Origin of the sequence: Paraburkholderia aromaticivorans, assembly GCF_002278075.1 — a bacterium.
Taxonomy (GTDB): Bacteria; Pseudomonadota; Gammaproteobacteria; order Burkholderiales; family Burkholderiaceae; genus Paraburkholderia; species Paraburkholderia aromaticivorans.
Window position 1 is genome coordinate 2699930 of the sequence record NZ_CP022989.1, and the last position, 15929, is coordinate 2715858.

The 15929-nt window shown below is 63.6% G+C and carries 16 protein-coding genes; 15 read left to right on the top strand and 1 reads right to left on the bottom strand.

The annotated features are described in order from the left end of the window. Positions 1–14 precede the first annotated feature (14 nt). The 9 genes from CJU94_RS12350 to CJU94_RS12390 all read left to right on the top strand — a co-directional run bounded on the left by CJU94_RS12350 (position 15) and on the right by CJU94_RS12390 (position 8245). Complete coding sequence (locus tag CJU94_RS12350; RefSeq protein WP_095420321.1) at positions 15–899, top strand: alpha/beta fold hydrolase; 885 nt, start codon at positions 15–17, stop codon at positions 897–899. Positions 900–1050: 151 nt separating this feature from the next. Next, positions 1051–1881: a 3',5'-nucleoside bisphosphate phosphatase gene (locus tag CJU94_RS12355; protein ID WP_095418927.1), complete on the top strand. Its 831-nt coding sequence runs from the start codon at positions 1051–1053 to the stop codon at positions 1879–1881. A gap of 139 nt (positions 1882–2020) precedes the next feature. Next, positions 2021–2656, top strand: coding sequence for an L-threonylcarbamoyladenylate synthase (locus CJU94_RS12360; protein ID WP_095418928.1), 636 nt, complete (start codon positions 2021–2023; stop codon positions 2654–2656). Between the two features lie 47 nt (positions 2657–2703). Then, on the top strand, positions 2704–3366 hold the full coding sequence (locus tag CJU94_RS12365; RefSeq protein ID WP_095418929.1) for a site-2 protease family protein: 663 nt from the start codon (positions 2704–2706) through the stop codon (positions 3364–3366). Positions 3367–3372: 6 nt separating this feature from the next. Next, the gene (locus CJU94_RS12370; RefSeq protein WP_095418930.1) at positions 3373–4575 is read left to right on the top strand and encodes a tryptophan--tRNA ligase; all 1203 of its coding nucleotides are present in this window, start codon (positions 3373–3375) and stop codon (positions 4573–4575) included. Positions 4576–4621: 46 nt separating this feature from the next. Next, positions 4622–5221, top strand: coding sequence for a class I SAM-dependent methyltransferase (locus CJU94_RS12375; protein ID WP_208645312.1), 600 nt, complete (start codon positions 4622–4624; stop codon positions 5219–5221). Positions 5222–5264: 43 nt separating this feature from the next. Beyond that, positions 5265–6191 carry a 4-hydroxy-tetrahydrodipicolinate synthase gene (dapA, locus tag CJU94_RS12380; RefSeq protein ID WP_095418932.1) on the top strand — a complete coding sequence of 309 codons (927 nt, stop codon included), beginning with the start codon at positions 5265–5267 and terminating at the stop codon, positions 6189–6191. Positions 6192–6324: 133 nt separating this feature from the next. Further along, positions 6325–7464 (top strand): outer membrane protein assembly factor BamC, encoded by a 1140-nt coding sequence (gene bamC, locus CJU94_RS12385; protein ID WP_095418933.1) that lies wholly within the window; start codon positions 6325–6327, stop codon positions 7462–7464. 7 nt (positions 7465–7471) lie between these two features. Next, positions 7472–8245, top strand: coding sequence for an MBL fold metallo-hydrolase (locus CJU94_RS12390; protein ID WP_095418934.1), 774 nt, complete (start codon positions 7472–7474; stop codon positions 8243–8245). A gap of 140 nt (positions 8246–8385) precedes the next feature. Here CJU94_RS12390 and CJU94_RS12395 read toward each other — a convergent pair whose 3' ends face one another. Continuing rightward, positions 8386–9084 carry a Bax inhibitor-1/YccA family protein gene (locus CJU94_RS12395; RefSeq protein ID WP_011488947.1) on the bottom strand — a complete coding sequence of 233 codons (699 nt, stop codon included), beginning with the start codon at positions 9082–9084 and terminating at the stop codon, positions 8386–8388. Positions 9085–9388: 304 nt separating this feature from the next. Between CJU94_RS12395 and ndk the strand changes: the two genes are divergently transcribed. From ndk to CJU94_RS12425, 6 genes are all read left to right on the top strand, one after another. Continuing rightward, positions 9389–9814, top strand: coding sequence for a nucleoside-diphosphate kinase (ndk, locus tag CJU94_RS12400; protein ID WP_007181343.1), 426 nt, complete (start codon positions 9389–9391; stop codon positions 9812–9814). 161 nt (positions 9815–9975) lie between these two features. Beyond that, positions 9976–11127, top strand: coding sequence for a dual-specificity RNA methyltransferase RlmN (gene rlmN / locus CJU94_RS12405; RefSeq protein WP_095418935.1), 1152 nt, complete (start codon positions 9976–9978; stop codon positions 11125–11127). Between the two features lie 216 nt (positions 11128–11343). Beyond that, a complete protein-coding gene (locus tag CJU94_RS12410; protein WP_095418936.1) occupies positions 11344–12453 on the top strand; it encodes a helix-turn-helix domain-containing protein in 1110 nt (369 codons plus the stop codon). A gap of 86 nt (positions 12454–12539) precedes the next feature. Next, positions 12540–13856 carry a flavodoxin-dependent (E)-4-hydroxy-3-methylbut-2-enyl-diphosphate synthase gene (gene ispG, locus CJU94_RS12415; RefSeq protein WP_095418937.1) on the top strand — a complete coding sequence of 439 codons (1317 nt, stop codon included), beginning with the start codon at positions 12540–12542 and terminating at the stop codon, positions 13854–13856. 21 nt (positions 13857–13877) lie between these two features. Continuing rightward, positions 13878–15218, top strand: a complete 1341-nt coding sequence (gene hisS / locus CJU94_RS12420) for a histidine--tRNA ligase (RefSeq protein WP_095418938.1) — start codon at positions 13878–13880, stop codon at positions 15216–15218. Between the two features lie 78 nt (positions 15219–15296). After that, on the top strand, positions 15297–15926 hold the full coding sequence (locus CJU94_RS12425) for a YfgM family protein (protein ID WP_095418939.1): 630 nt from the start codon (positions 15297–15299) through the stop codon (positions 15924–15926). The last annotated feature ends 3 nt before the right edge of the window (positions 15927–15929 follow it).

A 15929-nucleotide genomic window follows, 5' to 3' on the forward strand; every position in this document is an offset into this window, starting at 1 on the left:
TGGACGTGCCGTTGATGAACACTTCCCAGTCTGAATTCGTCGCCGTACGCGGCATCCGTCTGCATGTGCGACGCTGGGGCAACCCGGATGCGCCGATGCTCTTCATGCTGCACGGCTGGATGGACGTGGCGGCCTCGTTCCAGTTCGTGGTCGACGCGTTGGGCGGCGAGTGGCAGGTGCTCGCGCCGGATATGCGCGGTTTCGGCCTGTCGGACTGGCCGGTGGCGGAGCGCGGCGGCGGCAATTACTGGATCCAGGACTATCTGGCCGATCTCGACGCCTTGCTCGACCACTATGCGCCGACCGGCGAGGTGAATCTGGTCGGCCACAGCATGGGCGCGAACATCGCCTGCGTGTATGCCGGCGTGCGGCCGGAACGGGTGCGGCGGGTGGTCGATCTCGAAGGTTTCGGTCTTGCGCCGTCACACGCGGCGCAGGCGCCCAAACGCCTGCGCAACTGGCTCGACGAGCTGCGCGATCCGCCGCAATTGAAGCGCTACGCGTCGCTCGACGAGGTCGCCGCGCGCCTCATCAAGACCAATCCGCGCCTCGATCCGCAGCGCGCGCAGTTTCTCGCCCAGCATTGGTCGAAACCGGACGGAGAAGGGCGTTTCATGCTGCTCGCCGATCCCGCGCACAAGCTGCGCGGCCCCGCGCTGTATCGCCTCGACGAAGTGATGGCGACGTGGCGCAAGGTGAGTGCGAAGGTGCTGCACGTGGAAGCCGCCAACTCGCCGACGCTCGCGCAGATCGCGGGCGAGATCCCGCGCGACGAATTCAAGGCGCGCTTTCAGGCGTTCCCGAATTGGCGCGAGAAGATCATCGACGAAGCGGGGCACATGGTGCACCACGACCAGCCGGAGCAGGTGGCGGCGCTGATCGAGGGGTTTTGCGCGTAGCGTTTCCGGAAAGGCTAAAACGTCTCCGCGGGGCGCTTCGAGCGGAGCGCCCCGCAAGGGCACGTTCTTCGGGGCGGCGTTTGCGCGAGATAGCTCTGCGCCCACTTACTGCGTTGCAGTAAAATGAGTGCAGATCCTTTTCAAGACAACGATGAACGCCGACCTCCACTGTCATTCCACCGTTTCCGACGGCCAGTTCGCGCCGGCCGAAGTCGCGCGGCGCGCGCACGCGGGTGGCGTGACGCTGTGGGCGCTCACCGATCACGACGAACTGGGCGGCCAGCACGACGCGAAAGTCGCCGCCGAGGCGCTCGGCCTGGGCTATCTGAGCGGCGTCGAAATTTCGGTGACATGGGCTTCGCGCACGGTGCACATCGTCGGCCTGGGTATCGATCCGACCAGTTCGATTCTGATCGACGGGCTCGCGCGCACCCGCAACGGCCGCGCCGCGCGGGCGGAGGCGATCGGCGAGCAGCTGGCCACGCTCGGCATACCGGACGCCTATCGGGGCGCGCTCAAATACGTGTCGAACCCGGACATGATTTCGCGCACGCATTTCGCCCGCTTCATGGTGGAAAGCGGCTACGCCAGTTCGACGCAAGACGTGTTCACCCGCTATCTCGGCGACGGCAAACCCGGCTACGTGGCGCACCGCTGGGCCAAACTGGCCGACGCGGTCGGCTGGATCCAGGCCGCCGGCGGCGAAGCCATCATTGCGCATCCGGGGCGCTATGCTTACTCGCCGGTCGAGTTCGACGCGTTTTTCGCCGAATTCATCGATCTCGGCGGCAAGGCGATCGAAGTGGTGACGGGCAGCCACACGCCCGATCAATATCGCGAATACGCGGATGTCGCTCGCCGTTTCGGCTTCGAGGCGTCGCGCGGCTCCGACTTCCACGCACCCGGCGAAGGCCGCGTCGACCTCGGCACGCTGCCGCAGTTGCCCTCCGATCTGAAACCCGTCTGGGAACGCTGGCTGTGACCGCGCTGTGCCCATGGCGGCACGTCGGGCGCGAAAGCCGGCGGCGCCCGGCGCGCGCCTGCGCCCAGTCTGCCGGCCGGTCTGCCGCCGCAGCTCATCTGCCGTTCGGCCGCCATTCATTCGTCAGCTAACGTTAGCCATGTCCCAATACTTCCGGCTTCATCCTGACAACCCGCAGCCGCGCCTCGTCAAGCAGGCCGTGCAGATCATCAACGATGGCGGCGTGGTCGCGCTGCCGACGGACTCGAGCTACGCGCTCGCCTGCCATCTGGACGACAAGGATGCCGTCGAGCGTCTGCGGCGCATCCGCGGACTCGACGAAAAGCAACTGCTGTCCTTGCTGGTGCGCGATCTGTCGGAACTCTCGAATTTCGCGATGGTGGACAACCGGCAGTACCGGCTGATCAAATCGGTGACGCCCGGTCCGTACGTATTCGTCCTGCAGGCCACCAAGGAGGTGCCGCGGCGTCTCTCGCACCCGTCGCGCAAGACCATCGGGCTGCGCGTGCCGGATCACGCGATCACACTGGCGATCCTCGAAGAACTCGGTCAGCCGCTACTCGGCTCGACGCTGATCATGCCGGGTGAAACCCAGCCGATGAACGACCCGGAAGAAATCCGCGCAAGGCTGGAAAAACAACTGGATCTGGTGATCGACGGCGGCCCCTGCGTATGCGAGCCGTCCACGGTGGTCGACCTGACCGGCGCGCAACCGGTGCTGGTGAGGGCGGGGCGCGGTTCTCTCGCGCCGTTCGGCCTCGAAGAGACGGCATGAGTGAAAGCGGACAGACGCACGCAATCGCGTTGTTACAATAACGAGCTATGGATTCTTCCCTGATACAGACCATTGCGGTATACGCGCTGCCCGTGATTTTCGCCATCACGCTGCACGAAGCTGCGCATGGCTACGTCGCGCGCTGGCTCGGCGACAACACCGCTTACGTGCTCGGCCGCGTGTCCGTCAATCCGATGCGGCACATCGATCCGCTCGGCACGATTGCGATTCCGTTGCTGTTGTACTTCGCCACCAGCGGCGCGTTCATGTTCGGTTACGCCAAGCCCGTGCCGGTCGCTTTCGGCAACCTGCGCAATCCGCGCTGGGGCAGCCTGTGGGTCGCGGCGGCGGGGCCGGCCTGCAACTTCGTGCAGGCGTTGATCTGGGGCCTGTTCGGGGTCGCCTTGGCGGTGCTGAATGTGGACGAGCTGTTCTTCACGCGCATGGCGGGAGCAGGCGTGGGCGTGAATCTCGTGCTCGGCGTGCTCAATCTGTTTCCGCTGCCGCCGCTCGACGGCGGCCGTGTGCTGATGGCGCTGTTGCCGCCGCGGCAATCCATCACGCTGTCGCGCCTCGAACCTTACGGGTTCTTCATCGTGATGGCACTGGTCATGACGGGCACGCTGACGCGTTACTGGTTGAACCCGCTCGTCACGGTCGGCTACAGCGCGATCACCGCCATTCTGACTCCCCTTGTTTCGCTTTTCTAAATAATCATGTTCCCAGACCGTATCTTCTCCGGCATGCGGCCCACCGGGTCGTTGCACCTCGGCCACTATCACGGCGTGCTGAAAAACTGGGTGCGGCTGCAGTCCGAGTACCCGTGTTTCTTCTGCGTGGTCGACTGGCATGCGCTGACCACGCACTACGAAACGCCCGAGGTGATCGAAAAGAACGTCTGGGACGTGCTGACTGACTGGCTTGCTTCCGGCATCGATCCGGCGCAGGCCACGCTGTTCATCCAGAGCAAGGTGCCCGAGCACGCCGAACTGGCGCTCCTGCTCGGCATGAGCACGCCGCTTGGCTGGCTCGAACGCGTGCCGACCTACAAGGAACAGCAGGAAAAGCTGAAGGACAAGGATCTGTCCACTTACGGCTTTCTCGGCTATCCGGTGCTGATGGCGGCGGACATCCTGTTGTACCGCGGCTCGCTCGTGCCGGTGGGTGAAGACCAGGTGCCGCACGTCGAAATGACCCGTGAAATCGCGCGCCGCTTCAACTACCTTTACGGCCGTGAACCGGGCTTCGAAGAAAAGGCCAACGAGGCGGCGAAAAAGCTCGGCGGCAAGCGTTCCAAGCTCTATCACGAACTGCGCAACGCCTACCAGCAGGAAGGCGACGACGAAGCGCTCGAGCAGGCGCGGGCCATGTTGCAGGAATCGCAGAGCCTGTCGATGAACGACCGCGAGCGCCTGTTCGGCTACCTCGAAGGTTCGCGCAAGATCATTCTGGTCGAGCCGCAGGCCATGCTGACCGAGGCGTCGCGCATGCCGGGTCTGGACGGCCAGAAAATGTCGAAGTCGTACGGCAACACGATCGGCTTGCGTGAAGACGCGGCGACGATTACGAAGAAAGTCCGCACCATGCCGACCGACCCGGCCCGGGTGCGCCGCACCGATCCGGGCGATCCGGACAAGTGCCCGGTATGGCAGCTCCACCAGGTCTACACCGATGAAGCCACCCACGACTGGGTGCAAAAGGGCTGCCGCTCGGCCGGCATTGGCTGTCTCGAGTGCAAGCAGCCGGTGATCGAGGGCATTCTGCGCGAGCAGCAGCCCATGCTCGAGCGCGCGCAGAAGTACATGGACGACCCGTCGCTGTTGCGCGCGATCGTCGCCGACGGCTGCGACAAGGCCCGCAAGTTCGCCACGGAAACGATGCGCGATGTGCGCGAAGCCATGGGCCTCTCGTACAACTGACGCAAGCGATGCAACCGACGAGCCCCCCGAGGCTATGAGTACGCCGATGAGCACTTGCGCAGCCGCCATGCACGGATTGGGCGAGCCGTCGCCTTGGGTGCGCGATTGGGCGCATCTGGTCGCCGCGGGCGGCGCGGTGCTCGATATCGCGTCCGGGGCGGGGCGGCATGCGCGTTTCTTTGCCTCGCGGGGGCATCCGGTGACGGCTATCGACCGCGACGCGGCGGCGCTCGGCACGCTGCGCGGCGAGCCGCTCGTCACACCCGTTGAAGCCGACCTCGAAGGCGCCGCGTGGCCGTTGCCCGCGGACGCGAGGTTCGCTGCCGTGGTGGTGACGAACTACCTGCACCGGCCGCTCTTTCCGCAGCTTTTGCGCGCGCTCGCGCCCGGCGGCGTACTGGTTTACGAGACCTTCGCGCAAGGAAACGAAAGCGTCGGCAAACCCTCTAATCCGGCGTTTCTGCTGGCGCCCGGCGAGCTTCTCGAGCGGGTGCGCGGCCAGCTCCGGGTGGTCGCTTTTCAGGACGGTTTTCTCGCGCAGCCGCGCCCGGCCTACGTCCAGCGGATCTGCGCAATTCTGGAGGCGGAGCGCTCAGACGACCCCGCGCAGGCGGCATCTCCGCCTTGTTACGAGTTGGCTGGCTAATCCGCTACAATCGCGGTTTACCTGATCAAATTCATGGCGTTTCATGACTAACGGCAACCAAAGCAGCAAGCTCGGCAGCAACGACGGCGTTCAGATTCGCGGCAGCATTCCTGCCATCATCACCCCGATGCTCGAAGACGGCAGCCTGGATCTGCCGGCGTTTCGCAAACTGATCGACTGGCACGTCGCAGAGGGCACGAACGCTCTCGTCGTGGTCGGCACGAGCGGTGAATCGGCCACGCTGTCGGTCGAAGAACACGTGCTGATGGTCAAGACCGCGGTCGAGCACACGGCGGGCCGGATTCCGGTGATCGCGGGCTCGGGCGGCAACTCCACGACCGAGGCGATCGAGCTCACCCAGCAGGCCAAGGAAGTCGGCGCCGACGCCACGCTCCAGGTCGTGCCTTACTACAACAAGCCCACGCAGGAAGGCATCTACCGGCACTTTGCGAAGATCGCCGAAACCGTCGATCTGCCGGTGATTCTGTACAACGTGCCGGGCCGCACCGTTGCGGACATGAGCAACGAAACCATTCTGCGCTGCGCGCAGGTGCCCGGCATCATCGGTGTGAAGGAAGCGACCGGCAATATCGATCGCGCCGCGCATCTGATCAAGTCCGCGCCGTCGCACTTCGGCATCTACAGCGGCGACGATCCCACCGCGATCGCGCTGATGCTGCTCGGCGGCCACGGCAATATTTCGGTCACTGCCAACGTCGCGCCGCGCGCCATGAGTGATCTCTGCAAGGCTGCTCTCGCCGCGGATGCTAAAACCGCGCGTGAGATTCATATGAAGCTCCTGTCGCTGCATAAGAACCTGTTCATCGAATCGAATCCGATTCCGGCCAAATGGGCGCTGCAGCAGTTAGGTCGTGTGCAGGGCGGAATCCGCCTGCCGCTCACGCCGCTCGACCCGCAATACCACGAAGTGGTGCGCGGCGCGTTGCGCGAAGCGGGCCTGCTGGGCTAGACGGATAGCGTCCGCGGCAACCACCAGCGCTAACGAAAGCCTGCCACCGGCACTCCCTTAACCGACGTCGATCCAGCCCACGTTCCCGGCACACAGAACCAAGGCACCGCGTTCCAGCATCACGAAGGACCTCATGAAACGTTCCGCACTTTCCCTCCACGCAACCCGCATGGCGGCGCTGGCGCTTGCCCTCACGACGCTCGCCGGCTGTGACACGCTGAACGACTGGTTTGCTTCCGACCGCGTCAACTACAAGGGCGCGGCCAGCGCGCCGCCGCTCGCCGTTCCGGGCGATCTGAGCACCACGCCGACCGAACAGCGCTATGTCGCGCCGCCGGCCAATCTGGCGCTGGGAGGCGCCCAGCCGCGCGCGGTGACGGCGGCGGGCAATTCCACGGAAGGCCAGCCGAACGCGCAGGATCCGCTCGGCATGCATATCGAACGCGACGGCGATCGCCGCTGGCTGGTCGTCGACGGCCGCACCCCGGAACAACTCTGGCCGCAGTTGCAGGAATTCTGGCAGGAGAACGGCTTCGCGTTGAAGACCGACGCGCCTGCTACCGGCATCATGACGACCGACTGGGCCGAAAACCGCGCCAACATCCCGGACGACTGGTTCCGCCGCACGGTCGGCAAGGTCATCGATTTCGCCTATTCGTCTGGCACGCGTGACAGTTTCCGCACGCTCGTGTCGCGCGCGCCCGGCGACACCACCGACATCTCCATTACGCACAGCGCGATGGAAGAAATGCTGACGGGTCAGGACAAGACCTCGTCGCGCTGGGAAGAGCGTCCGCGCGATCCGGCGCTCGAAGCGCTGTTCCTGACCAAGCTGATGCAGAAGTTCGGCCTGACCGAGGCGCAATCGAAGCAACTGCTGACCGACGCGCGTCCGGCAGCCGCGCCGACCACGCTCGAACAGAGCGCGGGCGCATCCACGCTCGATCTGCAGGAGTCGTTCGACCGCGCATGGCTGCGCGTGGGCCTCGCGCTCGACCGCACCAACTTCACCGTCGACAACCGCGATCGTGCGAAGGGCATCTACTACGTGCGCTACGCGGACTCGATGCAGGAGCTGAAGAAAGAGGGCTTGTTCGGCAAGCTGTTCTACAGCGGCAATTCGGCGAAGAAGCCGGGTCAGGAATTCCTCGTCAATGTGCGCTCGAAGGGCGACACGGTCACGCAGGTGGCGGTGCTGAACGCGAACGGGCAGGTGGACAATTCGTCCGACGCGCAGCGCATCGTGACGCTGCTGCACGCGCAACTCAACTAAACGGGCCGTGAGGTTCGCGAGTCTCGGCAGCGGCAGTGAAGGCAATGCCATGCTGGTGGAAGCGCAAAGCGGCGCGACCACCACGCGTGTGCTGCTCGACTGCGGGTTTTCGGCCAAAGAAGTCGAGCGGCGGCTGACGCGGCTCGGCGCGAGCGTCGAAGGTCTCGACGCGATTCTGATCACGCATGAACATGGCGACCACATTGGCAGCGCGCTGACGCTGGCGCGCAAGTGGTCGATTCCGTTGTACATGAGCTGGGGCACCGCCCGCGCGGTGGGCGCCGACGAAGCCGATATCGACCTGCAGGTGCTGTGGGGTGACGAAGCGGTGGCGATCGGCGACCTCAGCATCCTCCCATACACGGTGCCGCACGACGCTCGCGAGCCGCTGCAATACGTGCTCTCGAACGGTGCGAGCCGGCTTGGCGTGCTGACGGATGTCGGCACGTCCACACCGCATATCAGTTCGGTGCTGAGCGGTTGCGACGCACTCGTGCTCGAATGCAACCACGATGCGCGGATGCTCGCGGGCAGTCGCTATCCGCAATCGCTGAAAGCGCGTATTGGCGGTAACCATGGGCATTTGAACAACGACGCGGCAGCTGAAATTCTGGCTTCGCTCGACCGGTCGCGATTGCGCCACCTGGTCGCCGCCCATCTGAGTCAGCAGAACAATTTGCCGGAACTGGCGCAGGCCGCCATGGCGGGCGTGCTGGGCGCGGCGCCTACGGAAGTGGTGGTGGCGTCGCAGGACGAGGGGTTCGCGTGGCTGAGCGTGTGAAGTCCGTCTGACGGCCGACGCCCGTTGATCAGCCGGCGCGACAGCCGCCAGAGAGCCATGAAAAAAGCCCACAACGATCGCTCGTTGTGGGCTTTTTCTTCAAGGCGGGGCGTTTTGACGCCGCGCCCCGCGAATCAGTCTTAATTGCGGTTGCCGCCGAAAATACCGAGCAGCGCGAGCAGGTTGACGAACACGTTGTACAGATCCAGGTAGATCGCGAGGGTGGCGGTGATGTAGTTGGTTTCACCGCCGTTCACGACGCGCTGGACGTCGAACAGCATGTAGGCCGAAAAGATCACGATGGCCATGACCGACACCGTGAGCATCAGCGCCGGCAGGTGCAGGAACACGTTCGCGACCGATGCGAGCAGCAGCACGATCACGCCCATGAACAGCCACTTGCCGAGACCCGAAAAGTCACGCTTGCTGACCGTGGCGATGGTTGCCATTGACGCGAAGATCACACCAGTGCCACCGAAGGCGAGCATGATCAGCGACGGGCCGTTCGAAAAACCGAGCACGAAGCTCAAGATGCGCGACAGCATCAGGCCCATGAAGAACGTGAAGCCGAGCAGCACGAACACGCCGGCTGCGCTGTCTTTGGTCTTCTGGATGGCGAACATGAAGCCGAAAGCGATCGCGAAGAACGCCAGCATGCTCATGGCGGGACTCGTGGCGGCGAACAGCGAGAAACCCGTGGCGAGGCCCACCCACGCGCCGAGCACTGTCGGAATCATGGACAGCGCGAGCAGCCAGTAGGTGTTCCGTAGCACGCGGTTACGCGTTTCGACCGTGCTGACCGCGCCATTGCGGCCAAAGCTATACGGATGATCGTTCATGGTCTCTCCTTACCTCAGAAGCAAGTTGCGTATGGTTGTGATGCGGGTTGTAGCGAGCCGTGCCGCGCCGGTGGAATGCCTGCCCCGGTGTGGCGCTCTCCTCCCTAAGATTGGCGCGCGGGCGGGGAGTTTCAATGCCCTGAAAATACTCACGTGGTACCCACGCGGCCTACGCTACCAGCATTCACAAACTCCTGCTTGGAGTCTTTCAATGCTGTAAGGGTTCAATCGCAATCATACACGGGAACATGCTACAATAGCGGATTCATTTGAATCTGTAACCTCTTAATTTTTTGGAGTTTTTATGGCGATCGAACGCACCCTGTCCATTATCAAGCCGGACGCAGTGGCCAAGAACGTGATCGGCCAGATCTATACCCGTTTCGAGAACGCTGGTCTGAAGATCGTGGCTTCGCGCATGGTTCATCTGTCGCGCGCCGACGCGGAGAAGTTCTACGCCGTGCACGCTGCCCGTCCGTTCTTCAAGGACCTGGTCGATTTCATGATCTCGGGCCCGGTCGTCGTGCAGGCGCTGGAAGGCGAGAACGCCATCCTGAAGCACCGTGATCTGATGGGCGCAACCGACCCGAAGAAGGCGGAAAAGGGCACGATCCGCGCCGACTTCGCAGACAGCATCGACGCGAACGCAGTGCACGGTTCGGACGCGCCTGAAACGGCAGCGGTCGAAATCGCGTTCTTCTTCCCGCAAGTGAACGTCTACTCGCGTTAAGCCGGACTTGTCCAGTGCGATTCGTGCAGCCGATCTGATTTATCGCACGAATCGCCCGGCAAAGTAGTAAGGTAAAAGCAGCAGGAATGGGCGCGAACGGCATTGCGTTCATGCAGCTTGTTGCATGAACGTAGTCTCGCACTGAAATGGCAGGATTCGATATGACGAGCAGTCCCACCGTCAACCTTCTCGACCTCGACGCCCAAGGGCTCGTCGCCTACTGCGACAACCTGGGCGAGAAGCCGTTTCGCGCCAAGCAATTGCAGCGCTGGATTCACCAGTACAACGCTGCCGACTTCGACGGCATGACCGATCTGGCGAAGTCCTTGCGCGAAAAGCTCAAAGGGCGCGCCACGATCTCGATGCCGGGCATCGTCAGCGACCATATTTCCACCGACGGCACACGCAAGTGGCTGATCGATGTCGGCAACAGCAACGCGGTTGAAACCGTCTACATCCCCGAGGAAACGCGCGGTACGCTGTGCGTGTCGTCGCAGGCCGGGTGTGCGGTCAATTGCCGTTTCTGTTCGACCGGCAAACAGGGTTTTTCCCGCAATCTCACCACCGGCGAAATCATCGGCCAGTTGCGCATGGCTGAGTTCGCGCTGCGCGCCACGCGCGGCGTAGACGGCGGTCGTGCCACGGGTGGTGACGGCAAGGGCGAGCGCGTCGTCACGAATGTTGTGATGATGGGCATGGGCGAGCCGCTGCTCAACTACGACGCGGTCGTGCCGGCCATGCGCCTGATGCTCGACGACAACGCCTACGGCTTGTCGCGCCGCCGCGTCACGCTGTCCACTTCGGGTGTCGTGCCCATGATGGACCGGCTCGGCGCCGATCTGCCGGTGGCGCTCGCGGTCTCCTTGCATGCGCCTAGCGATCCGCTGCGCGACATGCTGGTGCCGCTGAACAAGAAGTATCCGCTGCGCGAATTGATGGCGGCTTGCCAGCGCTATCTGAAAGTCGCGCCGCGCGATTTCATTACGTTTGAATATTGCATGCTCGACGGCGTGAACGACAGCGAAGCGCAAGCGCGCGAGCTGCTCGCCGTCACGCGCGACGTGCCGTGCAAGTTCAACCTGATTCCGTTCAATCCGTTCCCTGAGTCGGGCCTCATCCGCTCGAAGCCGGAACAGATCAAGCGGTTTGCACAAGTGTTGATGGACGCTGGCGTCGTCACCACGGTGCGCAAGACACGCGGCGATGATATCGACGCTGCCTGCGGTCAGTTGGCCGGTGCGGTGAAAGACCGCACGCGCCTCGCTGAGCGCACCGGGAAGGCGGCGAAGATTATCGAGGTTCGCGCCGTGTAATCGTGCTGAGGCCGCGGGACGCCTGCGTTCGGGGAAATGTCCGCGAACGCGCGAAAACCTGCCGTGCCGGCGTCGATTGAAAAGAAAGTTTGCAGAAGCGATCGGAAGCGGCACACAAAGCCGCGCATTTTGTTATAAACGGTCTGCGATTTGGACGTGAGGCTTGAGCCCGTCCGGGTTGCACGAGTGAAAAAGAACGACGCGAAAGGATTTGGGATGAGTGAGCCGCAGCACCCGCAGCCGCAGGACACAGACACGAATGAAAGCCATCCGGCGCCGGTCGCACGGGCGGTGGTGCAGCCTGTTGTGCAGCCGGGCATGGATTCGTTGACGGCGGTGGGCGCGCGCTTGACCCAATTGCGCGAATCGAAAGGCTGGACCATCGACGACGTGTCGGCGCGTCTGAAAGTGTCTGCGATCAAGTTGCGCGCGCTCGAATCGGGCGACATCAGCCACTTGCCGGACACCACCTTCGCGCTGGGCGTGGTGCGTAGTTACGCGAAAATGCTGGGCGCCGATCCCACGCCGTTCACGGCGGCGTTGCGCCGCGAAAAAGGCGTCGCCGCGCCGGATCTGTCTATGCCGGCGTCGTCGGGTAAGGATTTGCCGCGCGGCAGGGTGTCGCTCTCGCTGGGCGGCAGTGGGCAAAAGAGCCGCTCGTGGTTGTGGGGCGTGGCAGCGGTGATCGTTGCGGTGATCGCGCTCGGCATGTGGCATACCAATGGCGGCGATTCGTCGGCGTGGCTTGCGCGACTGAAAGCGAGCGCGAACGGTGCCGCTGGCGGCGCGACCGGCGCATCGGGCGCGGTGGCGCAAGGTCAGTCGGCGGGTTCCGAGGCGGCGCTGGCCGAGTCAGCGTCCACGCCGGACGCGCAGGTGGCAGCAGAGAACGCAGCGTCGGCCACGCCGATGCCCGCGCCGCTCGCCACCGGCACGACGCCGTCGTCGGCGCCGGCCGTTACGGCGACAGCGGCCGCGCCGAAGGCCGGCTCGCAGGCCCAGGCTGCCGCGGCGCCGGGCGCGAGCGCGCCGGCGGTCGTCGCGGGTGCGTCGGCGGCAACGGTGGCGCCGGCTGCCGGCGAGTCAGTCGTCGCATTGCGGGTGACGCAGGACAGCTGGTTCAGTGTGCGCGGCAAGGACGGCAAGGAAGTGTTCTCCGGCCTCGTGCATGCGGGCGATACAAAAGAAGTGACGGGTGCGGCGCCATTCAAGATTACGGTCGGCAACAAGGCCGGTCTTGAATCGCTGACGCTCGATGGCCAGCCGGTCGATCCGTCGAAATATGCGGCGGCCAAAGGCAACGTGGCGCGCTTCGCGCTGCCTTGACAGATACGGTATGCGCCGCGGCCAACCGGTCCGCGGCGCTTTTTCAATTCAGGCGCTACGTCTTTTGTGTGGCGCATGCGGCGTAAATGGGTCTTTCGATGCATTCCGAAGCTCAATCCCAATCTAACAGCAAGATCGTTTCCAACGAGCCGGTGTTCGGCGGCCAGGCCGCGCGGCGCAAGTCGCACGCGGTCGACGTCCGCTGGGGCGGCCAGCTCGTCACGATCGGTGGCGACGCGCCCGTGCGCGTCCAGTCGATGACCAACACGGATACCGCGGACGCCATCGGCACCGCGATCCAGATCAAGGAACTGGCGCAGGCCGGCTCGGAACTGGTGCGTATCACGGTGAACACGCCGGAAGCGGCCGCGGCCGTGCCGGCCGTGCGCGAGCAACTCGATCGCATGGGCGTGTCGGTGCCGCTCGTCGGCGACTTCCATTACAACGGCCATTTGTTGTTGCGCGATTACCCCGCGTGCGCGGAGGCGCTGTCCAAGTACCGGATCAATCCGGGCAACGTGGGCCACGGCGCGAAGCGCGACACGCAGTTCGCGCAGATGATCGAAGCGGCGGCGAAGTACGACAAGCCGGTGCGTATCGGCGTCAACTGGGGCAGTCTCGATCAGGACCTGCTCGCGAAGATGATGGACGAGAACGCCGCGCGTTCCACGCCGTGGGAAGCGCAAAGCGTGATGTACGAAGCGCTCATCCAGTCGGCGATCGGCTCGGCGGAACGGGCGGTTGAGCTCGGTCTGTCGCGCAATCAGATCATTCTGTCGTGCAAGGTCAGCGGCGTGCAGGATCTGATCGCCGTGTACCGTGAACTCGCGCGCCGTTGCGATTTCGCGCTGCATCTCGGGTTGACCGAGGCGGGCATGGGCTCGAAAGGCATCGTTGCATCGACCGCGGCATTGTCCGTGTTGCTGCAGCAGGGCATCGGCGACACGATCCGCATTTCGCTCACGCCGGAACCGGGCGGATCGCGCACCGGCGAGGTGATCGTCGGCCAGGAAATCCTGCAGACCATGGGTCTGCGCTCGTTCACGCCGATGGTCATCGCGTGCCCGGGTTGCGGCCGTACGACCAGCACGCTGTTCCAGGAACTGGCGTCGCAAATCCAGACCTATCTGCGTACGCAGATGCCGGTGTGGCGCGATCAGTATCTTGGTGTCGAGAAGATGCACGTCGCGGTGATGGGTTGCATCGTCAACGGTCCGGGCGAGTCGAAGCAGGCCAACATCGGCATCAGCCTGCCGGGCTCGGGTGAGAACCCGGCCGCGCCGGTATTCATCGACGGCGAGAAGGTGAAGACGCTGCGCGGCGATAACATCGCGCAAGAATTCCAGCAAATCGTGAGTGACTACGTCGAGCGCCGCTATGGTCGCGCCGAAGCACTCAATTAAACATCGGCTATCGAAAGACAGATGAGTGAACAGAAGAAAAAGCTCGACAAGCTGTCCGGCGTGAAGGGCATGAACGACATCCTTCCGCAGGAAGCCGGGCTGTGGGAATTTTTCGAAACGACCGTCAAGTCGATGCTGCGTTCGTATGGATACCAGAATATCCGTACGCCGATCATCGAGCATACGCAGCTGTTCAAGCGCGGTATCGGTGAAGTGACCGACATCGTCGAGAAAGAGATGTATAGCTTCACGGACGCGTTGAACGGTGAAAATCTGACCATGCGCCCGGAGAACACGGCGGCGGTGGTGCGCGCGGTGATCGAACACAACATGCTGTACGACGGCCCGAAGCGCCTGTGGTACATCGGACCGATGTTCCGCCACGAGCGTCCGCAGCGCGGCCGCTATCGCCAGTTCCATCAGGTTGGCGTGGAAGCGCTGGGCTTTGCCGGTCCGGACGCCGACGCTGAAATCATCATGATGTGCCAGCGGCTGTGGGACGACCTCGGGCTGATGGGCATCAAGCTCGAAATCAATTCGCTCGGCCTCGCGCAGGAGCGCGCGGCGCATCGCGTCGAATTGATCGCGTACCTCGAAAAGCACATGGACGTGCTCGACGAAGAGGCGAAACGTCGTCTCTATACGAACCCGCTGCGCGTGCTGGATACGAAGAACCCGGCCATGCAGGAAGTCGCGCAGAACGCGCCTAAGCTGATCGATTTTCTCGGCGAAGAATCGCGCGCGCATTTCGAAGGTTTGCAGCGCGTTCTGAAAGCGAACAATGTTCCGTTCACCATCAATCCGCGTCTCGTGCGCGGCCTCGATTACTACAATCTGACCGTGTTCGAATGGGTGACCGACAAGCTCGGCGCCCAGGGCACCGTCGCGGCCGGCGGTCGTTACGATCCGCTGATCGAGCAGCTCGGCGGCAAGCCCACCGGGGCATGTGGCTGGGCAATGGGCGTCGAGCGGATCCTCGAATTGCTGAAAGAAGAGCAGCTCGTGCCGGAAGACGAAGGTTGCGACGTGTACGTGGTCCATCAGGGCGACGCGGCGCGCGAACAGGCCTTTATCATCGCCGAGCGTTTGCGCGACACGGGCCTCGACGTCATCCTGCATTGCAGTGCCGACGGTCAGACAGCCAGCTTCAAATCGCAGATGAAGCGTGCCGATGCAAGCGGCGCCGCCTTCGCCGTGGTGCTCGGCGAAGACGAGATCGCCAATGGCACGGTCGGCGTGAAACCGCTGCGCGATACAAATGCTAACGGCGGTAAAAACGAGCAACATAACGTGCCCGCCGAAGACTTGACCGAATTTCTAATCAATGCGATGGTTGCAACCGCCGAAGACGGCGACGACTGATCGCGATGTCGTCGAGCCGCTTGATTCCCAACCGGGCTCGACACGCACACGTAGCAAGAAAGAGGAAATCGCCGGGCAATGAGTTACCACGACGAACAAGAATCGATTGAAAGTCTGAAGGCATGGTGGACGCAGTGGGGCAATGCAACCACATGGATCGTGCTGGTGGCACTGGTGGCCGCGGCCGGCTGGAACGGCTGGAATTTCTGGCAGCGGCGCGAGGCGGCAGAAGCCGCCGTGCTGTATGACCAGGTGCAGCAAGCCATGGCATCGGGCGACAAGGCGAAGATCACCCGCGTCGCCACCGACATGGAAGACAGGTTCAGCCGCACCGCGTATGCGCAGATGACCGCGCTGGGCGCCGCCAAGGCGCTGTATGCCGTGGGCGACGAAGCCGCCGCGAAGGCGCAACTGCAATGGACCATCGATCACGCGAAAGACGACGAGTTCAAGCAGATCGCCAAGCTGCGCCTCGCTTCGCTGCTGCTCGACGACAAGGCTTACGATCAGGGTCTTGCGCTGCTCGCCGAACCGCAGTCCGACGCGTTCAAGGGCATCGTGGCGAACGGCCGCGGCGATCTGCTCGCCGCTCAAGGCAAGCGTGAAGATGCGCGCGCGGCCTACAAGCTCGCGCTCGATTCGCTGTCGAAAAACGATAGTTCGGCACGCCAGTTGATTCAGTTCAAGCTGGATGCGCTTGGCGGCTGATCG